General features: G+C 71.4%; 16 protein-coding genes and 1 pseudogene. 15 read left to right on the plus strand and 2 right to left on the minus strand.

Features of this window, described 5'->3' with window-relative positions; translation table 11 throughout:
- Nucleotides 1–92 precede the first annotated feature (92 nt).
- From LJB74_RS16905 to LJB74_RS16930, 6 genes are all read left to right on the plus strand, one after another.
- Entirely contained in the window at nt 93–1,043 is a 951-nt protein-coding gene (locus tag LJB74_RS16905) for an ABC transporter ATP-binding protein (RefSeq protein WP_259309630.1), read from the plus strand.
- Nucleotides 1,043–1,849, plus strand: coding sequence for an ABC transporter permease (locus tag LJB74_RS16910; RefSeq protein ID WP_259309631.1), 807 nt, complete (start codon nt 1,043–1,045; stop codon nt 1,847–1,849). The genes LJB74_RS16905 and LJB74_RS16910 overlap by 1 nt, the downstream gene beginning before the upstream one ends.
- A gap of 44 nt (nt 1,850–1,893) precedes the next feature.
- Nucleotides 1,894–3,033 carry a sensor histidine kinase gene (locus LJB74_RS16915; RefSeq protein WP_259309632.1) on the plus strand — a complete coding sequence of 380 codons (1,140 nt, stop codon included), beginning with the start codon at nt 1,894–1,896 and terminating at the stop codon, nt 3,031–3,033.
- Nucleotides 3,030–3,650 carry a response regulator transcription factor gene (locus LJB74_RS16920; protein WP_259309633.1) on the plus strand — a complete coding sequence of 207 codons (621 nt, stop codon included), beginning with the start codon at nt 3,030–3,032 and terminating at the stop codon, nt 3,648–3,650. Before LJB74_RS16915 ends, LJB74_RS16920 begins: the two co-directional genes overlap by 4 nt.
- A gap of 104 nt (nt 3,651–3,754) precedes the next feature.
- Complete coding sequence (gene dusB / locus LJB74_RS16925) at nt 3,755–4,945, plus strand: tRNA dihydrouridine synthase DusB (protein WP_259309634.1); 1,191 nt, start codon at nt 3,755–3,757, stop codon at nt 4,943–4,945.
- A 99-nt stretch (nt 4,946–5,044) separates the two neighbouring features.
- Nucleotides 5,045–6,535, plus strand: a complete 1,491-nt coding sequence (locus LJB74_RS16930; protein WP_259309635.1) for an alpha-amylase family protein — start codon at nt 5,045–5,047, stop codon at nt 6,533–6,535.
- Between the two features lie 87 nt (nt 6,536–6,622).
- Here LJB74_RS16930 and LJB74_RS16935 read toward each other — a convergent pair whose 3' ends face one another.
- Together LJB74_RS16935 and LJB74_RS16940 are read right to left on the minus strand one after the other, a co-directional pair.
- On the minus strand, nt 6,623–8,437 hold the full coding sequence (locus LJB74_RS16935; protein ID WP_396125237.1) for a glycoside hydrolase family 13 protein: 1,815 nt from the start codon (nt 8,435–8,437) through the stop codon (nt 6,623–6,625).
- 62 nt (nt 8,438–8,499) lie between these two features.
- Nucleotides 8,500–9,513, minus strand: a complete 1,014-nt coding sequence (locus LJB74_RS16940; protein ID WP_396125189.1) for a LacI family DNA-binding transcriptional regulator — start codon at nt 9,511–9,513, stop codon at nt 8,500–8,502.
- Between the two features lie 205 nt (nt 9,514–9,718).
- Here LJB74_RS16940 and LJB74_RS16945 point away from each other — a divergent pair, with 205 nt between their 5' ends.
- The 9 genes and pseudogenes from LJB74_RS16945 to LJB74_RS16985 all read left to right on the plus strand — a co-directional run bounded on the left by LJB74_RS16945 (nt 9,719) and on the right by LJB74_RS16985 (nt 21,453).
- Entirely contained in the window at nt 9,719–10,960 is a 1,242-nt protein-coding gene (locus LJB74_RS16945) for an extracellular solute-binding protein (RefSeq protein WP_259309637.1), read from the plus strand.
- A gap of 125 nt (nt 10,961–11,085) precedes the next feature.
- On the plus strand, nt 11,086–12,705 hold the full coding sequence (locus tag LJB74_RS16950) for an ABC transporter permease subunit (protein WP_259309638.1): 1,620 nt from the start codon (nt 11,086–11,088) through the stop codon (nt 12,703–12,705).
- A 1-nt stretch (nt 12,706) separates the two neighbouring features.
- On the plus strand, nt 12,707–13,594 hold the full coding sequence (locus LJB74_RS16955; RefSeq protein WP_259309639.1) for a sugar ABC transporter permease: 888 nt from the start codon (nt 12,707–12,709) through the stop codon (nt 13,592–13,594).
- Entirely contained in the window at nt 13,591–15,450 is a 1,860-nt protein-coding gene (locus LJB74_RS16960) for a glycoside hydrolase family 13 protein (protein WP_259309640.1), read from the plus strand. The genes LJB74_RS16955 and LJB74_RS16960 overlap by 4 nt, the downstream gene beginning before the upstream one ends.
- Nucleotides 15,451–15,493: 43 nt before the next feature.
- Nucleotides 15,494–16,777 (plus strand): deoxyguanosinetriphosphate triphosphohydrolase, encoded by a 1,284-nt coding sequence (locus LJB74_RS16965; protein ID WP_259309641.1) that lies wholly within the window; start codon nt 15,494–15,496, stop codon nt 16,775–16,777.
- Nucleotides 16,778–16,877: 100 nt separating this feature from the next.
- Nucleotides 16,878–18,878 (plus strand): DNA primase, encoded by a 2,001-nt coding sequence (dnaG, locus tag LJB74_RS16970; RefSeq protein WP_259309642.1) that lies wholly within the window; start codon nt 16,878–16,880, stop codon nt 18,876–18,878.
- Nucleotides 18,879–19,086: 208 nt separating this feature from the next.
- Nucleotides 19,087–19,170 (plus strand): annotated as a pseudogene (locus tag LJB74_RS16975) (LacI family DNA-binding transcriptional regulator); the annotation flags it as partial.
- Between the two features lie 229 nt (nt 19,171–19,399).
- Nucleotides 19,400–20,104 carry a LacI family DNA-binding transcriptional regulator gene (locus tag LJB74_RS16980; protein WP_259309643.1) on the plus strand — a complete coding sequence of 235 codons (705 nt, stop codon included), beginning with the start codon at nt 19,400–19,402 and terminating at the stop codon, nt 20,102–20,104.
- Between the two features lie 86 nt (nt 20,105–20,190).
- Complete coding sequence (locus tag LJB74_RS16985; protein ID WP_259309644.1) at nt 20,191–21,453, plus strand: extracellular solute-binding protein; 1,263 nt, start codon at nt 20,191–20,193, stop codon at nt 21,451–21,453.
- Nucleotides 21,454–21,473 lie beyond the last annotated feature (20 nt).

A 21,473-nucleotide genomic window follows, 5' to 3' on the forward strand; every position in this document is an offset into this window, starting at 1 on the left:
GCGAGCTGCCGGGAGCGGCATGACAGATGTCATGCCAGGTCGATGACGGTCGCCCGGCGTCGACCAGCCGCGCACGCGACAGGATCGCTGCCATGACCACCACGCTGCCGGCACCTGCCGGACTCACCACCACGGAGCGCGCGATCGACCTGCGCGGCCTGACCAAGACCTTCGGCCCCGTGCGGGCCGTCGACGGCCTGGACCTCCAGGTCGAGGCCGGCGAGGTCCTCGCGTTCCTCGGCCCGAACGGTGCGGGCAAGACCACGACGATCGACATGCTCCTCGGCTTCTCCCAGCCGGACAGCGGCACCGCGCGGATCTTCGGCCTCGAACCGCGCGAGGCGATCGCCGCGGGGAAGGTCTCCGCCGTCCTCCAGAGCGGTGGTCTCCTCAAGGACCTCACGGTCGAGGAGACCATCCGGCTCACCGCCTCGCTGTTCGCTGTCGCCCGACCGGTCGACGAGGTCCTCGAACGTGCCGGGATCGCCTCGATCGGGGACCGCCGGGTCGGCTCGTGCTCCGGGGGCCAGCAGCAGCGGCTGCGGTTCGCGCTCGCCCTCCTCCCGGACCCCGACCTTCTCGTCCTCGACGAGCCGACGACCGGCATGGACGTCGAGGGGCGCCGTGAGTTCTGGTCGGCGATCCGTGCCGACGCCGCTCGCGGCCGCACGATCGTCTTCGCGACGCACTACCTCGAGGAGGCCGACGCGTACGCGGACCGGGTGGTACTCGTCCGGCACGGCCAGGTCGTCGCCGACGGCACCTCGGCGCAGGTCAAGAACCTCGCGGCCGGTCGGGTCGTCTCCGCGAGGATCCCGGGCGCACGGCCCGAGCAGCTCGCCTCGGTTCCGGGCGTCGACCGGGCCGAGGTCCGGGGCGAGCGGGTGCTGCTGCAGACACGTGACTCGGACGCCGTCGCCCGGTACCTCTTGACCACCACGGACGCGACCGACCTCGAGATCGGGGGCCTCGGTCTCGAGGATGCGTTCATCGCCCTCACCTCGGACCGCACGACCACCTCGACCCCTGACGGGAGCCTGTGATGAGCACGACCCTGAGTACCCCAACCGCCCCGGCACCCGAGGCGGCGCGAGCCACCGGGCTCCGTCGGCACGGCGGCGTGAACGCCACGTTCCTGGGCATCGAGCTGCGACGACTGCTCCGCAACCGCCGCACGGTCATCTTCACGCTGATCATGCCGCCGATGTTCTTCCTCATCTTCGGCACCTCCGGGAGCTACCGCACGACGTCGGCCGGCAACGGCAACGTCACGGCGTACGTGATGATCTCGATGGCACTGTACGGTGCGATGCTCGCGACGACGAGCGGCGGTGCGATGGTCTCGGTCGAACGCGCCCAGGGCTGGAGCCGCCAGCTCCGGCTGACGCCGCTGCGACCGTCGGCGTACATCGCGATCAAGGTGTCGATCGCGATGGTGCTGGGGCTCGCGTCGGTCGTCGTCGTCTACCTCGTCGGGCTCGCCGAGGGCGCTCAGGCCGACGTGTCCGTGTGGATCGTCACGGGCCTGACCGCCTGGATCGGCTCGATCGTGTTCGCCGCGTTCGGCCTGTTCATGGGCTACCTGCTCGCGGCCGAGAACGTCATGCAGCTGCTCGGGCCCGCACTCGCGGTCCTCTCGTTCGCCGGCGGGCTGTTCGTCCCGCTCGGGGACGGGGTCTTCGCGACGATCGGCAAGGTCACACCGTTGTACGGCCTCGCGGAGCTCGTCCGGGCACCCCTGGTCGGCACCGGCGTGACGTTCACGTCGGTCGCCAACGTGGTCGTGTGGGCGGCGGTCTTCGGGGCGGGCGCCGTGTGGCGGTTCCGGCACGACACCGCCCGGGTGTGACCCACTCCGGCCCAGGGCTCCGGGCGGGCGCTACGGTGAACGCCGTGAGCACCCGTCGGGAGCCCGATGCCGCGTTCGTGGCCGGTCGTACGCGGTGGACCCGCCACCTCGGTCCGCTGTTCGCGGCGATCTGGCTCGTGTACCTCAGCTACCCGTGGTCGGCCGCATGGTCGACGGCCCCCGGTCTCGCGCGTACGGTCTCGCTGCTGAGCGTCGTCGGCTTCGCTGCGGTGTTCCTCGCGGGCTTCTACCGGGTGCGCAGTCGCCGGCTCCGCGGAGCGGATGCCCCGCGCGACCGGGAGACGTGGCTCGTGCTGGCGGTCGAGGCCGCTCTCGTCGTGGGGATGAGCCTGGCCGCGCGCGAGGAGGCCCTCGCCGGCCTGGTGTTCATCGCGGTGTCGAGCGTGTTCTTCCTCGCGGTGCGTCAGGCGGTGCTCGTCGTCGCGGTGATGGTGGTCGCGAGTGAGGTGCTCCCGCGGCACCTGCGCGGCTGGACGCCGATCGACAGCCTCGGGCTGCAGATCGTCCTCGCGTCGGTCGCGGTGTTCGGGGTCACCCAGGTGATGGCCCGGAACGTCGACCTGGCCCGCGCGCGGACCGAGCTCGCGGATCTGGCGGTCGCCCGCGAGCGGGAACGGATGGCCCGCGACGTGCACGACATCCTCGGGCACTCGCTCACGGTGATCACGATCAAGGCCGAGCTGGCGGGCCGCCTGCTGCCGGGCGACCCGGAGCGTGCCGCGCGCGAGATCGCCGACGTCGAGTCCCTCGCCCGGGCTGCGCTCGTGGACGTGCGGGCGACCGTGTCGGGCTTCCGTGAGGTGAGCCTCGCGAACGAGCTCGCGTCGGCTCGTGTCGCGCTCGAGGCTGCGGGGGTCGACGCCCACCTCCCGTCGGCCGCGGACGACGTCCCCGAGGACCTGCGCGAGCTGTTCGCGTGGACCGTCCGTGAGGGGACGACGAACGTGGTGCGCCATGCGGCGGCCCGGACGTGCGAGATCACGCTCACGCCGTCGGGCGTGCGGGTCAGCGACGACGGTGTCGGCCCGGACGGACGGACGACGGGAGGGAACGGGCTCGTCGGGCTCCGCGAGCGCGCGGCCGCCGCCGGTGCGCGGGTCGTGCTCGGCCGCTCCGCCTCGGGTGGGTTCGAGCTGTGCGTCGAGCGAGGGGACGACCGATGAGCGACACGATCCGGCTGCTCCTCGCCGACGACCAGGCACTCGTCCGGGGTGCGCTCGCCGCGCTCCTCGAGCTCGAGGCGGACCTCGAGGTCGTGTGCCAGGTGGGTCGCGGGGACGAGGTCGTGGCGGCCGCCCGCGAGCACCGACCGGACGTGGCGCTGCTCGACGTGGAGATGCCGGGGCTCGACGGGATCGCCGCGGCGCGGGAGCTCCGGGCGGCCGTGCCCTCGTGCCGTGTGCTCGTCGTGACGACCTTCGGGCGGCCGGGGTACGTCAGACGCGCGCTCGAGGCGGGTGCGTCGGGCTTCGTGGTGAAGGACACCCCGGCGGCCCAGCTCGCCGATGCCGTCCGGCGGGTCGCCGCCGGGCTGCGGGTCGTGGACCCGACCCTGGCGGTCGAGTCGCTCGTCGCCGGCGCGAGCCCGCTGACCGAGCGCGAGCAGGACGTCCTGCGCGCCGCGGCCGACGGGGGGACGGTCGCCGACATCGCGCGGGCGACGCTCGTGTCCGAGGGGACCGCGCGCAACTACCTCTCGGCCGCGATGGGGAAGACCGGCGCCCGCACGAGGGCGGAGGCGGTGCGCATCGCGCGTGAGAACGGGTGGCTGCTCGGCTGACGCGCCCGCGACGACGGCGGGGGCCGCGCACAGGGGCCTGCCGGGGCCGGGTGCGCCCGGACCTGTTCGGGGAGTGCCTCCGGGCGTGGGGGGAGAATGGCGCGGTGACGACAGCGACCTCGCTCCCCGACCCCGCGACGACGGCCGGTCGTGTGCTCCCGCCGTTGCGGATCGGTCCGCTGACGATCGACACCCCGGTGGTCCTCGCGCCGATGGCGGGCGTGACGAACGCCGCGTTCCGGCGTCTGTGCCGGGAGTCGGGTGCCGGGCTGTACGTCGCCGAGATGGTGACCTCGCGCGCGCTGGTCGAGCGCGGCGAGGAGTCGATGCGGATCATCTCCCACGAGCCCGACGAGAAGCCGCGGTCGGTGCAGGTGTACGGCGTCGACCCGGCGACGGTCGGTGCGGCGGTCCGGCTGATCGCGAGCGAGGACCGGGCCGACCACGTCGACCTCAACTTCGGGTGCCCGGTCCCCAAGGTGACGCGCAAGGGCGGCGGGGCGGTGCTCCCGTGGAAGCGGGACCTGTTCACGTCGATCGTGCGGGCGGCCGTCGACGCCGCGGCGCCGTACGGCGTGCCGGTCACGGTGAAGATGCGCAAGGGGATCGACGAGGAGCACCTCACCTATCTCGAGGCCGGTCTGATCGCGCAGGACGTCGGCGTGGCGGCGGTCGCGCTGCATGCGCGGACCGCGGCCGACTACTACTCGGGTCACGCGGACTGGGAGGCCATCGCGCGGCTCAAGGAGACGGTGACCGAGATCCCGGTGCTCGGCAACGGTGACATCTGGTCGGCCGAGGACGCGCTCGCGATGGTGGCGCAGACCGGTTGCGACGGTGTCGTCGTCGGGCGGGGCTGCCAGGGGCGCCCGTGGCTGTTCGCCGACCTCGCGGCGGCGTTCGCGGGGTCCGACGCGCGCGTGCGCCCGGGGCTGCGGCACGTCGCCGGCGTCGTGCACCGGCACGCCGAGCTGATGGTCCAGCACATCGGCGAGGAGTCGCGGGCGCTGCGCGAGATGCGCAAGCACATGGCGTGGTACTTCAAGGGCTACGTGGTCGGCGGTGAGCTCCGCGCGGCCCTGGGGCTGGTCTCGAGCCTCGCCGAGCTCGAGGACCTGCTCGCGCGGCTCGACCTCGACCAGCCGTACCCGGGTGCTGCGGCCGAGGGTCAGCGGGGCCGGGCCGGGTCGCCCAAGCGGCCGGCCCTCCCGGAGGGGTGGCTCGACTCGCGTGAGCTGTCCGAGGAGTTCCGGGTGGCTCTGCACGAGGCGGAGCTGAGCGTCTCCGGGGGCTGAGGATCTCGCCGTCGGGCTCCGACGATCGTCTCGCCCGCCGGGCTGCAAGTTTCTGTACGCTTGCAGCGCGGTCAACGGCGACGACGGTAGGAGGAGCTGGTGCAGGGTGCTCGTGCGCGACTGAGGTGGTGCGGAGCGGCCGTCGCGGTCCTCCTGGTCCTGAGCGGCTGCGGTTCGGGTCGCGCCGCCCCTGGACCCGGTGATCCGGCAGGCACCCGCGACGTCGGTGTCCAGCTCTTCCAGTGGACCTGGAACGCGATCGCCCGCGAGTGCACCGACACGATCGGCCCTGCCGGGTTCGCCTGGGTGCTGACCTCCCCACCGCAGGAGCACGTGACCGGCTCCGCGTGGTGGACCTCGTACCAGCCGGTGAGCTACCGCGTCGAATCGCGGCTCGGGACCCGCGACGAGTACCGGTCCATGATCTCCACGTGCCACCGCGCGGGCGTCAAGGTCCTCGCGGACGCCGTGATCAACCACATGACGGGCAAGGACACGCCAGGGGTCGGCTGGGCAGGCTCCCCGTACTCGCACTACGACTACCCGGGGCTGTACTCCGACGCCGCCGGTGACTTCCACCACTGCGGGCTGACGCCGAACGACGACATCGTGAACTACAAGGACGCCACCCAGGTGAGGTTCTGCGAGCTCGTCAACCTCGCCGACCTCGCGACCGGGACGGCGCACGTGCGCAGCACGATCGTCGCGTACCTGAAGGACCTGCGGTCTCTCGGGATCGACGGGTTCCGGATCGACGCGGCCAAGCACATGCCGGTCGACGACATCGCCGCGATCGTCGGCCAGCTCCCGCGCGACACGATGATCGTCCAGGAGGTCATCCGCGGGGCAGGGGAGCCGATCACGCCCGAGCAGTACGTCGGGAACGGCAAGGTCGACGAGTTCGGCTGGGCCGTGGCCGTCAAGGGCCTGCTGACCGGCGGGACGGCGAGCCTCTACCGGGATCTCGGCCCGGCCTGGGGGTTCGTCGACTCTGCCGATGCGGTGGTCTTCGTCGACAACCACGACACCGAGCGCAACGGCACCACGCTGAGCTACCAGCAGGGGACGACCTACGCCCTCGCGAACGTCCTGCTGCTCGCCTCTCCGTACGGCACGCCGGAGGTGCACTCCGGGTACGCGTTCACGAGCAAGGACGCCGGTCCGGTGCAGGACGCCGACGGCCGCGTGCTCGATGCGACCTGTGCCGCAGGGGTGGGGCCGACGACGACCTACACCCCGGGCCAGTGGGTCTGCCAGCAGCGCTGGCAGGTGGTCGACGGCATGGTCGGGTGGCGGTCCGCCGTGGGTGACGCGCCGATGACGCACTGGTGGGACGACGGGTCCGACGCGTTCGCCTTCGGTCGTGGCTCCCGCGGGTTCGTCGCGGTCGACGCCGGCTCGACGCCGTTCTCGACGACTCTGCCGACCGGCCTCGCGCCCGGCACGTACTGCGACGTGATCACCGGCGCGCTCGTCGACGGGAGGTGCACCGGGACGACCGTCACGGTGGCCGACGACGGGAGCGCCGCGCTCGCCGTCCCGGCCGGGGGCGCGGTCGCGATCCACGTCGGCGCCAGGCAGGGGGGCTGACGCGCCTCACCCCGGTGTGCCGGCACGGCGCTGCACGGACGCCGCGCTGTGCGGCGCCGCGCAGCACCCGTGGCGGGGCCCGCAGGGTCAGGCGAGCGCGGCCCACACGGTCGCGTCGACGGGAACGGCCGTAGCTCCCGTCCCGTCGTCCGCCGGCTCGGCACTGCTCACGAGCACGCGTGCGCCGACCGGGAGGACCACGGGTGCGTCCCCGAGGTTGGTGACGACCAGGACGTCACCGTTCACCAGGGCGACGACTCCGGGCGCGTCGGACCACTGGTCGGCCCAGGCAAGGGTGCCCGAGCCGAGGCGGTGCTCGTGGCGCAGCGCGAGTGCCGACCGGTACAGCTCGAGCGTCGACCCGGGGACACCGGCCTGGACGTCCGCGGCGTAGGCGGACCACGTCGACGGCTGGGGCAGCCAGGCCCGGCCGGTGGTCGAGAATCCGAACGCCGGCTCGGAGCCGGACCAGGGCAGGGGCACGCGGCAGCCGTCGCGCCCCCGCTCGGTGTAGCCCGAGCGCCACCAGGCGGGGTCCTGCCGGAGGTCGTCGTCGAGGGCGGTGTGCTCGGGCAGGCCGAGCTCCTCGCCCTGGTACAGGTACGCCGAGCCCGGGAGGCCGAGCATGAGCAGCGTGGCCGCTCGCGCGCGCCGGAGCCCGAGGGCCTCGTCGGGCTGCTCGTCGCCGTGACCGATCCCGTTCGGGCGGGCGCCCGGCTCCGAGAGACCCAGGCGCGAGGTGTGCCGGACCACGTCGTGGTTCGACAGCACCCAGGTCGTCGGCGCCCCGACGGCGTCGCTCGCCTCGAGCGAGGCCGTGACGACGGCGCGCAGGGCGGCGGCGTCCCAGTGCGCCGTGAGGAAGGCGAAGTTGAACGCCTGGTGCATCTCGTCGGGCCGCACGTAGCGGGCCAGGCGCGCGAGGGGTTCGACCCACGCCTCGGCGACCAGCGCGCGGTCGCCGTCGTACTCGGCGAGCACGCGGTGCCAGGAGCGGTAGATGTCGTGGACGCCGTCCTGGTCGAACATCGGGCCATGGTGCGAGCCGTCGTCGGTGTCACCCGGCGCCACGCGCGTGGGGTCGGTCGCCCCGGCCGGGTCGTCGCTCGATCCGTCGATCATCGAGACGGCACCGTCCCAGTCGGGAAGACCGGGTGCCTTGACCATGCCGTGGGCCACGTCGACGCGGAAGCCGTCGACGCCACGGTCGAGCCAGAAGCGCAGGATGCTCTCGAACTCCTGGCGTACCTCCGGCTGGTCCCAGTTGAGGTCCGGCTGGCGCGTGTCGAACATGTGCAGGTACCACTGGCGGTCGCTTGCCTCGGCGCCGGGGCGCGTGTCGACCCGCGTCCAGGCCGGTCCGCCGAAGATCGACTCCCAGTTGTTCGGGGGCAGCTCACCCGACGTGCCCCGGCCGTCGCGGAAGTGGTAGCGGGCGCGCTCCGGGCTGCCGGGACCGGCGGTGAGCGCCTCCTGGAACCAGACGTGGTCGTCGGACGTGTGGTTCGGGACGAGGTCCACGATCACCCGCAGGCCGAGGGCATGCGCCCGGGTGAGCATGAGGTCGATGTCCGCGAGGGTGCCGAAGAGCGGGTCGACGTCGCGGTAGTCGGCGACGTCGTAGCCGGCGTCGGCCTGCGGTGACCGGTAGAAGGGCGAGAGCCAGATCGCGTCGACCCCGAGGGCGGCGAGGTGGTCCAGGCGTGAGGTGATGCCGGCGATGTCGCCCACGCCGTCGCCCGACGCGTCGGCGAACGAGCGCGGGTAGACCTGGTAGATGACGGCGTCACGCCACCACTCGGTGCCGGTCGGGCCGGCGTGCACCAGGGTGGTGGCGAGAGGGACGGGGGAGTGCACGGTGGTCACGGGATCCTGCCTCGATCGGGTGTGGTCTGGGGTCATGGGCATGGGTGGTCGTCGGACGCGGGCAGGGGTGGTCCATGCCCGTCCTCGGTCGGGGTCCGTCAGGAGGGGAGGGGCGCTGCGCCCGTCGACTCGCGGACGATCAGCTCAGGGTGGAACAGGAGCTCGGTGCGTGGCGAGCGGGTGCCGCCGATCTCCGCCACGAGCGCGGTCACCGCGGCATGCCCCATCGCCTGGACCGGTTGACGGACGGTCGTGAGCGGCGGGTCCGTGAAGGCGATCAGCGGGGAGTCGTCGTAGCCGACCACGGAGATATCCTCAGGGACCCGCAGACCTCGTGACCGTGCCGCCCGGATCGCACCGAGGGCCATCAGGTCGGAGCCGCAGACGATCGCCGTGTGCCCGGTGGAGATGAGCTCTGCGGCTGCGGCCTGACCGCCCTCGACGGTGAACAGCGTCGTGACGACGTGCCCCGTGGAGTCGGTCCCGAGGTGCCGCATGAGGTTGTCGCTGAAGGCCTTGAGCTTCCGTCGGGTGGGGACGAACCGGTCCGGGCCGACGGCCAGCCCGATCGTGCGGTGGCCGAGGGAGACGAGGTGGCGCACGGCGAGGTCCATCGCCGCGACGTCGTCGGTCGAGACCGCGGGGGCGTCGACGCCTTCGGCGAAGCCGTTGACGAGCACGATCGGGAGGCCTCGGCTGCGCAGGCGCTGGTAGCGATCGGTGCTGGCGGAGGTGTCGGCGTGCAGACCGGAGACGAACACGATCCCGTCGACCCCGTGCTCGATCAGCATCTCGACGTACTGGTCCTCGGTGGTGCCGCCGGGCGACTGCGTGCACAGCAGCGGCGTGTAGCCGCGCTCGGAGAGCATCGACTCGATCACCTGGGCGAACGCGGGGAAGACCGGGTTGGTGAGCTCCGGGACGACGAGCCCTACGAGGCCGGCCGAGCGCGTCCGGAGCTTCTCGGGTCGCTCGTAGCCGAGCAGGTCCAGGGCCGCGAGCACGGCCTGGCGCGTCTCGGCCGACACCCCTGCCTTGCCGTTGAGGACCCGGGACACGGTGGCCGTGCTGACGCCTGCCTGTTCGGCGAGGTCCGTCAGTCTGGTGCGCACACGCGTCAGCGTAGGGGACACGGGACCTCCTCATCCGGGACCGCCACGGGATGGACGGGACCGCCCTCTGAAACCGTTGCGTGAAAGTTACCGTAACGAGTTGCAGGAAGACCTGCAAGCGAGTTAGCGTCCGTTGCATCAAGGCCAGAGCCGGCGGGTGACCGTGAGGTGACGGCCCCATCCACCGATCTCTTGGAGACACACGATGCGACGGAGCATCTCTGTTGCGGCTGTCCTGGGCCTGTCCCTCGGTCTCGCCGCATGCTCGAGCTCGACGCCGTCGGGTACGGCGACCACGAGCGCAGCCCCCGCAGCGACCACCACCCTCACGGTCTGGGTCGACGACACTCGCGCCGCAGCCGTCAAGGCCGTCGCCGAGGAGTTCACGAAGGAGACGGGCACCCAGTTCCAGTTCGTCCAGAAGGACTTCGGGACGATGCGCGACGAGTTCATCGCCCAGGCGCCGACGGGCAAGGGGCCGGACATCATCGTCGGCGCCAACGACTGGACGGGCGCCCTAGTGCAGAACGGTGTGGTCGAGAAGGTCGACCTCGGCGACAAGGCGAGCGGGTTCCTCGACGTCGCGCTCAAGGGCATGTCCTCGGGCGGCCAGCTCTACGGCCTGCCGTACGCCTACGAGAACATCGGGCTCGTGCGGAACACCGCGCTGGTCCCCGACGCGCCGACCGGCACCTTCGACGACCTGATCGCCCAGGGCCAGGCCCTCGTCACCGCCGGCAAGGTGAAGTACCCCGTGCTGATCCAGCAGGGTGACACCGGCGACGCCTACCACCTGTACCCGATCGAGACCTCGTTCGGCTCCGTCGTCTTCGGCACGGACGCGAAGGGCGACTACGACGCCACCCAGTTCAAGCTGGGCGATCCCGAGGGCACCGCGTTCGCGAACTACGTCGCGAAGCTCGGCAAGCTCGGCATCCTCAGCAAGGACATCAACGGCGACGCCGCACGTGACCTGTTCGCGCAGGGCAAGGCGCCGTTCATGGTGACCGGCTCGTGGTACATCCCCGACTTCACCAAGGCCGGCATCAAGGTCGCGGTCAGCCCGATCCCGAGCGCCGGTGGGCAGCCTGCCGCGCCGTTCGTCGGCGTGCAGGGCTTCTTCCTCAGCTCGAAGAGCGAGAACAAGCTCGTCGCGCAGAAGTTCTTCAGCTACCTCGCGACCGAGGCCGCGCAGACCAAGCTGTTCGAGGTCGGGGGCCGTGTGCCGGCTCTCAAGGCGGCGGCCGACAAGGCCGCGACCGACCCGGTCGTCGGTGGCTTCGCGAAGGCCGGCGAGAACGGCCAGGTCCAGCCCTCCATCCCGGCCATGGGTGCCGTCTGGCAGGACTGGGGCCTCGCCGAGGTCGCCATCGCCCAGGGCGCGGACCCGGCGTCCACCTGGACCACGGCAGCGGCGTCGATCAAGGCGAAGATCGCCGCGAGCTGACCGGCTCTGCACCGCGGGTGGCCCGGCTCTCCGGAGCCGGGCCACCCGTCTGAGGGCCACCCGCCACCCGGCGCGCCGACCGCGCCGACCTCCCGATCGCCTGTTGCCTCGCCGCTGGAGTTTCGATGACGATGTCCACCGCTGTGCCCCCGGCACCCCCGACGACCCCGACCGAGACGTCCCGGCGTCCGCGTCCGGAGTCCCATGCACGCGGCTCGCTGACGATGGGGTACGTCGTCAAGCTCCTTCTCGTCGCCCTGGTCGACGCCCTAGGGGTCTACGGGATCTTCGCCGGGTCGGCGCACGAGTCGTGGGGGATCGTCGGGTTCCTCGCCTTCGCGCTCCTGCTCGTCAACCTCGTGTACTTCGTGCCGAGCCGCCGGCTGATCCCGGCGAAGTACCTCGTCCCTGGTCTGCTCTTCCTGCTCGTCTACCAGGTGTTCGTGGTCATGTACACGGGCTACACCGCGTTCACCAACTGGGGCGACGGGCACAACTCGACCCAGTCCGACGCGGTCACCGCGATCCTGTCGCAGAACGAGCGACGGGTGGACGGGTCGCCGAGCTACGGCCTGAGCGTCGTCGAGAAGGGGTCGAACCTCGGCTTCGCCGTGGTGGCCCCCGGGAAGACGCCGCAGGTCGGCACCGCGACCTCGCCCCTGACCGACGCGCCCGGTGCGACGGTCGCGAACGGTGTCGTCACCGCGCTCCCCGGGTACTCGGTCCTCGACTTCAACAGCATCGTCCAGCGCCAGCAGGAGATCACCGACCTTCGGGTGCCGGTCTCCGCGGACCCGAACGCCGGCAGCATCCGCACGACGGACGGCTCGGTCGGCTACCTCTACAAGAGCACCTACTCCTACGACTCGGCCACGGGTGTCCTGACCGGACCGGAGGGGACGTACCGCGCCGACGAGAAGGTCGGCAACTTCATCGATGCGAACGGCAAGAAGATCGAACCGGGGTGGAAGGTCGCCGTCGGGTTCAAGAACTTCACCGACGTCCTCACCGACAGCTCGTTGCGCGGACCGTTCGTCTCCGTGCTCATCTGGACGTTCGCCTTCGCGATCCTGTCCGTGCTGCTCTCGTTCGGGCTGGGACTCTTCCTGGCGATCGCGCTGAACCATCCACGCGTCCGTGGTCAGCGCCTGTACCGGTCGCTGCTGATCCTGCCGTACGCGATGCCGGCGTTCCTGTCGGCCGTCGTCTGGGCCGGCATGTTCAACCAGACCTTCGGGTTCATCAACACCGTGCTGCTCCGGGGTGCGTCGGTCCCGTGGCTGAACGACCCCTGGCTCGCGAAGGGCGCCGTCCTGCTCGTCAACCTGTGGCTCGGGTTCCCGTACATGTTCCTGGTCTGCACCGGAGCGCTGCAGTCGATCCCGGCGGACGCGATCGAGGCCGCGAAGATCGACGGGGCCTCCGGTCCGCGGATCTTCCGCTCGATCACCCTGCCGCTGCTGCTCGTCTCGACGGCACCGCTGCTGATCTCGTCGTTCGCGTTCAACTTCAACAACTTCAACATCATCTACCTGCTGACCCAGGGAGGTCCGCGTGACCTCACCGCCGGGGTCAACGTCGGGTCGACGGACATCCTCATCTCGTTCGTCTACAAGCTCGCCTTCCAGGGCGTGAACCGGCAGTACGGGCTGGCCTGCGCCATCTCGATCCTGATCTTCCTCATCGTGGCGTCGATCTCCGCCGCGACCTTCCGCAAGACCCGCGCGCTCGAGGAGCTGAACTGACATGGCCACCTCATCGGTCCACGCCGTCCGGACGTCCCGCGCACGCTGGTGGCGCGAGGTCGGCTGGCGGCATGTCGTCGGAGCGGCCGCGCTGGTCTTCGCGCTCTTCCCGATCATCTACGTGCTCTCGGCGTCGGTCAGCGTGCGCGGGACGTTGAGCGCCGCGAACTCGCTGTTCGGGACGTTCACCTTGGACCAGTACTCCAACCTGCTCAACGACCCGTTGCACCCGTACGTCGACTGGTTCGTCAACACGGTCGTCATCGCCTCGGTCACGGCCGTCGGCACGGTCCTGCTCGGCGCGGCCGCGGCCTACGCGTTCTCGCGGTTCCGGTTCCGCGGTCGACGCGGCGGTCTGCTCTCGCTGCTGCTGATCCAGATGTTCCCGCAGCTCCTCGCGTACGTCGCGATCTTCCTGCTGCTGATCGCGCTCGAGAACGTCTTCCCGATCCTCGGGCGGGACAGCCAGGTCGGCCTGATCATGGTGTACCTCGGCGGGGCGCTCGGGGTGAACACCTACCTGATGTACGGGTTCTTCAACACGATCCCGCGCGAGCTCGACGAGGCCGCGATGATCGACGGTGCCTCGCACGCGCAGATCTTCTTCGGCATGATCCTGCGCCTGACGGCACCGATCCTCGCGGTCGTCGGGCTGCTGTCCTTCATCGCGTCGTTCAACGACTACGTGCTCGCGTCGGTGCTGCTCAACTCCCCGTCGAAGCAGACCCTGGCCGTCGGCCTCTACGCGTTCGTGAGTCGCCAGTTCGCGCAGAACTGGGGCGTGTTCGCGGCCGGCGCGGTGCTCGCGGCGATCCCGATCGTCCTGCTCTTCCAGTTCCTCCAGCGCTACATCGTCTCGGGCCTCACCGCCGGATCGGTGAAGGGGTGAACGTCGGGAGCCGGTCGGGCGGGTCGGACGCACCGGTCGCCCACCTTCTCGACGAGCCGCACCACGACGGCTCCGAGGTCTACGTGCCGCAGCGCACGCCGCGGCTCGGCGAGGTCGTCCCGGTGCGGTTCCGGGTGCCGGCGTCGTGCGCCGAGCGCGCGGTGTGGGTGCGCACGGTGCGCGACGCCGAGCCGCGCATGGTGCCCGCGCGGCTCGACTCGCGGGACGAGCACGAGCGCTGGTACGTCGCCGAGGTGCCGGTGCACAACCCCGTCACCTCGTACCGGGCACTGCTCGACGAGCCGGGCGGGTACCGCTGGCTCAACGGACGAGGTCTGCACGCGCGCGACATCACGGACGCGGCGGACTTCCGGCTCACCGTCCACCCGCCTGCGCCGGCGTGGCTGAACGACGCGATCGTCTACCAGATCTTCCCGGACCGGTTCTCGCGCTCGGGCGCCCGGCACGACGCGCCGGAGTGGGCGGTCCCGACGCCGTGGGACGAGGCACCGGCAGCGCACGGGCGCTCGACGGCCGTGCAGTACTACGGCGGGGACCTGCCAGGGATCGAGCAGCGGCTGGACCACCTCGAGCGCCTCGGCGTCGACACGATCTACCTGACCCCGATCTTCCCGGCACGCTCGGTGCACCGGTACGACGCGTCGACGTTCGACTCGGTCGACCCGCTGCTCGGCGGGGACGACGCCCTCGCGTCGCTCAGCGCGGCGGTGCACGCACGCCGGATGCGGCTGATCGGCGACATCACGACCAACCACACGGGCGCCGGTCACGAGTGGTTCTCGCGCGCCCTCGCCGACCCGACGAGCGAGGAGGCGTCCTACTACTACTGGCAGGAGGCCGAGCCGGGCTACGTCGGCTGGTACGACATCCCGAGCCTGCCGAAGCTCAACTACCGGGCGCCGTCGCTGCGCCGGCGGATGATCGACGGGCCCGGTTCGGTGATCGGGCGGTTCCTCCGTGAGCCGTTCTCGCTCGACGGCTGGCGCGTCGACGTCGCGAACATGACGGGGCGGTACGCCGCGGACGACTTCACGCATGCGATCGCCCGCACGATCCGGCAGACGATGGGTGCGATCAACCCGGACGCGGTCCTCGTCTCCGAGCACTTCCACGACGCCGGGCCGGACCTGGCCGGCGACGGGTGGAACGCCAACATGAACTACGCGGCGTTCACCCGTCCGCTGTGGACGTGGCTCGTCGACCCGGGCACCCCGCTGGACTTCCTCGGGATCCCCACGCAGATCCCGCGCCGGGACGGGGCGGCCATGGTCGACACGATGCGCGAGTTCGGCGCCACCGTCCCGTGGCAGGTCACGGCGCACCAGTGGAACATGCTCGGGTCGCACGACACCCCGCGGATCAGGACCGTCGTCGGCGACCCCGCACTGGTCGAGGTCGCGGCCGGTCTGCTGTTCACGGTCCCGGGCACGCCGGTGCTGTTCGCCGGGGACGAGATCGGCGTCGAGGGCACGACGGGTGAGGGCGGGCGTGTCCCCATGCCGTGGGGGCACCCGGAAAGCTGGGACACCCGGACCTTCGAGGCCTACCGCGCGCTGATCCGGCTACGACGCTCGACCCGCGCCCTGCGCGAGGGAGGCATGCGCTGGGCCGTCGTCGCGGCCGACGCGGTCGCGTTCCTCCGCGAGACGCACGACGAGCGTGTGCTCGTGGTCGCGGCGCGGGGACCGTGGCCCGGTGCGGAGATCCCGCGGCACCTGCTCTCCCCCGACGCGGCCCCCGAGAACCTGTACGGCGGTGCGGACCTCACGGTCGGCGCCACCACGCTGAGGATTCCGGGCGACGGTCCGGGCGTCCAGGTCTGGCGGCTCGCCTGACCCGACGTCGGAGTGGGGCGTCGGAGCAACTAGGGTTCGAGACGTGCTGAACGAACCGGGAGACGGTCGGGCGGACGGGTACCTGGCGGTCGATCGCGAACGGTGGGTCACCGAGGCGCCCAAGTCGCGCGCGCGCACACCGTTCGAGCGGGACCGTGCCCGCATCGTCCACTCGTCGGCGCTGCGCCGGCTGGGCGCGAAGACGCAGGTCCTCGGCCCGTCCACCGACGACTTCGTACGGACCCGGCTGACGCACACCCTCGAGGTCGCCCAGGTGGGCCGGGAGATCGGCAAGGCGCTCGGCTGCGACCCGGACGTCGTCGACACCGCGTGCCTGGCGCACGACCTCGGGCACCCGCCGTTCGGGCACAACGGTGAACGTGCGCTCGCGGCGATGGCCGGCGGCATCGGAGGTTTCGAGGGCAACGCCCAGACCCTCCGGCTGCTCACCCGGCTCGAGCCCAAGATCGTGGACGGCGACGGTCGGGCGGCAGGCCTCAACCTCACGCGGGCGAGCCTCGACGCGTCGGTCAAGTACCCGTGGCGCCACGGCGCGGGTCCGGTCTCGCCGGAGGGCAGGCGGACCCCGAAGTTCGGGGTGTACGACGACGACAGCCCGGTGTTCGCCTGGCTGCGCGAGGGCGCGCCGGACGGGAGGCAGTGCCTCGAGGCGCAGGTCATGGACCTCGCGGACGACATCTCCTACTCGGTCCATGACGTCGAGGACGCCGTCGTGGGCGGGAAGTTCGACCTCGCGGTGCTCACGCAGGACGACGAGCGCGCGCGGATGGTCGGCGCGGTCCACGAGTGGTACGGGACCGCGGTCGGTGCCGATGCCCTCCTCGCCGCGGCCGACCGGCTCAACGAGGCCCGGCTGTGGGTGCACGGCTTCGACGGGTCCCGGCGCGCGCTCGCGGCGCTCAAGGACGCGACGAGCCAGCTCATCGGTCGGTTCGCGGGGTCGGCGCAGGCCGCGACCCGCTCCGCGTACGGCGAGGGTCCGCTCACCCGGTACGCCGCCAGCCTGATCGTCCCCACCGAGACCGTGGCGGAGATCCTCGTCCTCAAAGGGCTGGCGGTCGCGTACGTCATGGCTCCGCGCGAGCACGAGCCGCTGTACCAGCGCCAGCGCGAGGTCCTCGCGGATCTCGTGACGGTCCTCAGCGACCGGGCGCCGCTCGCTCTCGAGCCGCCGTTCGCCGCGGACTGGGCCGTCGCGCCGGACGACGCGGCCCGGCTGCGCGTCGTGATCGACCAGGTCGCCTCGCTCACGGACGTGAGCGCCGGTGCGTGGCACGCGAACCTGGTCAAGCCGCCGCGGCGGTGATCCGCGGGCGGGAGTCGGTGATGCCAGGGCAGTGTCCGGGCGGTGCCGCATCGCCGCCGAGAGCGCCGATCGTGCGGCCGATCCCACCTAGACTCGGCACGTGGCAGGACGGATCCGGCGGGAGGACGTGCAGGCGGTCCGCGAGCGCGCCCCGATCGAGGAGATCGTCGGCGAGCACGTCACGCTGAAGTCCGCCGGCGTCGGCTCGATGAAGGGCCTGTGCCCGTTCCACGACGAGCGGTCGCCGTCGTTCCACGTCCGACCCCAGGTCGGTCTCTGGCACTGCTTCGGCTGCGGCGAGGGCGGCGACGTCATCTCGTTCCTGCAGAAGATCGACGGTCTCGGGTTCGCCGAGGCCGTCGAGTACCTGGCGGGTCGGATCGGCCTGACCCTCCGGTACGAGGAGGGCGGTGCGCCGCGCCCTGGTGAGGACGGCAGCAGGCGCCAGAGGCTGCTCGAGGCCCATCGAGTCGCCGCGGCGTACTTCGCCGAGCAGCTCCTGACGCCGGCCGGCGCGGCCGGGCGCGCGTTCCTGGCCGAGCGCGGGTTCGACCGCGGGGCGGCGGAGCAGTTCGGTGTCGGGTATGCGCCGCAGGGATGGGACTCGCTCCTTCGGCACCTGCGGGGGCGCGGCTTCACCGAGTCGGAGATCACCGAGACCGGCCTCATGAGCCAGGGCAGCAGGGGCGTCTACGACCGGTTCCGTGGGCGACTGGTCTGGCCGATCCGCGAGGTGACGGGGGACACCGTCGGGTTCGGTGCGCGTCGCCTGTTCGACGACGACCAGGGGCCGAAGTACCTCAACACCCCGGAGACGGCGCTCTACCACAAGGCGCAAGTGTTGTACGGCATCGACCTGGCCAAGCGGGAGATCGCCAAGGCCAAGCAGATCGTCGTCGTCGAGGGCTACACGGACGTCATGGCCGCGCACCTCTCCGGCGTGCCGACCGCGGTGGCGACCTGCGGCACGGCGTTCGGCCCGGACCACGCGCGGATCGTGCGTCGGCTCGTCGGGACCTCCGGCGCCGGTGCCGGCGTGCAGCTGTCCTCCGGCGCCTCGGTCGGGGGCGAGATCATCTTCCTGTTCGACGGGGACGCCGCCGGGCAGAAGGCCGCGATGCGCGCGTTCGGCGAGGACCAGGCGTTCTCCGCCCAGACCTTCGTGGCGGTCGAGCCGAACGGGATGGACCCGTGCGAGCTGCGCCAGGCCAAGGGGCCCGACGCGGTGGGGGCACTCGTCGCGAGCCGGCAGCCGCTGTTCGAGTTCGTCATCCGGACCGCGCTGACGAGCTACGACCTGGGCACCGCCGAGGGGCGCGTCAACGCGCTCCGGGCGGCTGCACCGGTGGTCGCCGGTATCCGGGACACGGCGCTGCGGCCTGAGTACGGGCGGATGCTCGCCGGGTGGCTCGGCATGGACGTGGAGGGCGTTCAGCGTGCGGTCGCGTCGGCCGGTCGCGCCGGGGCGGGTGCGGGGCGTGGCGACGGTGTCCCGCGTGGCGACGGTGCGGCGCGCGGTGACGGCGGGTCACGCGGTGACGGCGGCGCGCGCGCTCCGGGTGGGGCCCGTGGCGTTGCGTTCCCCGGCCAGCGGGGAGGCGCAACAGGAGAGGCCCATCTCGACCCGGTGGCGCGCGTCGAGCGGACTGCGCTCGAGGTCATGCTGCAGCTTCCGCAGCTCGTCCCGACGGAGGTCGACGCCCTCGAGATCGATGCGTGCGCGGTCCCGGCCTACCGTGCGGTGCACGAGGCGGTCATCGCCGCAGGCGGTCTGGCTGCCGCGCGCGCTCTGGTCGCGTCCACGGGCTCCTCGAAGGCGTGGGTCGACGAGGTCCGCGAGGCGGCATCGGCGCCGATCGAGCCGCTCGTGACGGAGCTCGCCGTTGCGCCGCTGCCGGAGGACCGTCCCGAGGCCCTCGCGCAGTACGTCCGGAGCATCGCCCTCAAGCTGGTCGACGTCGGGCTCACGCGACAGGTCGCCGACGCCAAGGGGAGGCTCCAGCGCATGGACGCCGACGCCGATCCGGTGGCGTACCAGGAGGCGTTCGCGACCCTGATCGCGCTCGAGGGACGTCGGCGGCAGCTCCGTACCGAGGGCTGAGGGTCGGGCGGCAGCCCGGTCGTCGCCGAGGGTGCGCGCCGAGGGGCGTGGTGCGTTGCGCGGCGACGTCTGCCCGTTCCGTTCTGCCGAGGGCGCGCTTCTCGTCAACGTCGAATCGCTTCGATGCAGTGTTCATGGACAGGGTCTTGCAGATCGCCTGAATCGCGCCATATGCTTCGAACCGGTTCGACGATGAGCGGAGGCTCCGGTGGTCAACATTGGCGATGTCGCCCGTGCTGCGGGCGTCTCCCGCAGCACGGCGTCCTATGCGCTGTCCGGGAAGAGAGCCATCTCGGCGGAGGTCCGCGATCGCGTGGACGAGGCGGTCAAGGCGCTCGGCTACATCCCCAACGCCGGTGCCCGCGCCCTCGCGACCTCGCAGACGATGGTCCTCGGTCTGCTCGCCCAGTTCTTCGACGACGAGTTCGCTCCCGCGATGCTCCAGTACATCCTGGGCGTCACGGACACGGCGCGAGAGCTCGGCTACGACATCCTTCTCGTCACCGAGGCCGACGGCGCTCATGCGCTTCGCCGCATCACGGAATCGCGCATGGTCGACGGCGTGGTGCTCCTCAACGTCGCGGAGAACGACGTGCGACTCCCCCGCGCTGCGCGAGGCGCCGCAGCCGGGTGCGCTGATCGGCCTCCCGGCGGACTGCGCCGGTCTCGACGTCTTCGACCTCGACTTCCCCGAAGCGGGACGCATGATGGTCGACCACCTCCATGCCCTCGGTCACCGGGAGCTCGTGCTGATCTCGCAGCCCGAGCACGTGGTCTCTCGCGGCGGCGCGTACGTGTGGCGCCTGCGCGACGCCGCGCTCGAGCAGGCCCAGAAGCGCGGGATCGTGCTCCACGCCGTCTTCGGTGAGTCCCGCCAGCCGGCCGTCGGGCGGTCGGTGAACGCCGTGCTCGACGCCCACCCGTCGGCGACCGGGCTGCTCGTGCACAACGAGGCCGTTGCGGCAGCGCTGCCGTCGATCCTGCATGAGCGAGGGTTGGTCGTCCCCACCGATCTCTCGGTGATCGGCCGCTACTCCGACGAGTTCGCCCGGATCTTCTCGCTTCCGTTCTCGTCGATCGAGAGTGCGCCGGACCGGCTCGGTCGGATGGCTGTCCGCCAGCTCGTGCGTCGCATCGGCCTGCCTGAGGGGCGCGACGAGCCCTACGTCGTCCGGTTCATCTCTCCCGAGCTCGTCGATCGCGGGAGCACAGCGCCGCCGCGCTGACACGCGCGACGGAGAGCACGAGGTATCGCGCGGTCAGGAGCGGCGCGGTCGTCACGAAGGTCACCGATTCAAGGAGGAATACAGTGATGCGACTGGTCAAGTCCGCCCGTGTGGCGGCGATGGTGGGTGTGCTGGCCCTTTCCGGGGGAGCGCTGGCCGCGTGCAGTTCCTCCGGGAGCGGCGGCAGCAGCACGTCGTCCGCCGCGGGCGGCACCTACACGTGGTGGGACCCGTACCCCCAGCACGACGCCTCCTCCGACTGGGCGAAGCGCGTCGACACCTGCGGCACCGCTGCGGGAGTCTCGATCAAGCGGACCGCGTACGACACCACGGCTCTGACCAACCAGGCTCTGCTCGCGGCGCAGCAAGGGACGTCGCCCGACATCATCCTGCTGGACAACCCCGCCGTCTCGACGCTCGCCTCGACCGGGATGCTCAACACCACCGAGAGCCTCGGGCTCGACACCTCGAACATCGACCCGAACCTGCTCGCTGCCGGTGTGATGGACAACAAGACGTACGGCATCCCGATCGGTGCGAACACGCTCGCGCTGTACTACAACAAGACGATCCTCGATGAAGCAGGAGTGGACCCCGCCAGCATCAAGGACTGGGCTTCCCTGAACGCGGCGCTGGCCAAGGTGAAGGCCGCAGGCAAGAAGGGCATCACCTTCGCAGGGATCGGCACCGAGGAGGGGTCGTTCCAGTTCCTGCCGTGGTTCTGGGGTGCGGGGGCGAAGCTGACGAACCTCGACTCGAGCCAGGCGATCTCTGCGCTGTCCCTGTGGAGCGACTGGCTCAACAAGGGGTACGCACCGAACTCGGTGATCACCAACTCCCAGAACACGACCTGGGAAGAGTTCCTCACGGGGTCGTTCGCCTTCGGTGAGAACGGTACGTGGCAGGTCAACAGCGCCGCCAAGGCCAGCTTCCCGACGGGCGTCATCCAGATCCCGGCCGAGAACGGCGGCGCCGCGCCGGCTCCGACCGGAGGAGAGTTCCTCACGATCCCGGTCCAGAAGGACACCGCGCGCTACGCGACCACGAAGAAGATCGTCGAGTGCATGACCACGACCGCTGGTCAGGTCAAGACGGCGACGACGTTCGCCTACTACATCCCGCCGACCGCCGCCGGCCAGGCGCAGCTGCTGGCCGAGGACCCGAGCCTCAAGCCGTGGGTCGAGGCGGTCAAGGCAGCCAAGGGTCGGACGAGCGACAACCTCGGGACCAAGTACCCGAAGATCTCCGAGGCGATGTGGACGGCCATCCAGAAGGCGTTGAGCGGCTCGCTCAGCCCCGCGGACGCCCTTGCCCAAGCACAGCAGGCCGCCGCGAAGGCGACGAGCTGACGACCAGCTCGGAGCTGTGG

The organism is Cellulomonas sp. P24 (genome assembly GCF_024704385.1).
Classification (GTDB): domain Bacteria; phylum Actinomycetota; class Actinomycetes; order Actinomycetales; family Cellulomonadaceae; genus JAJDFX01.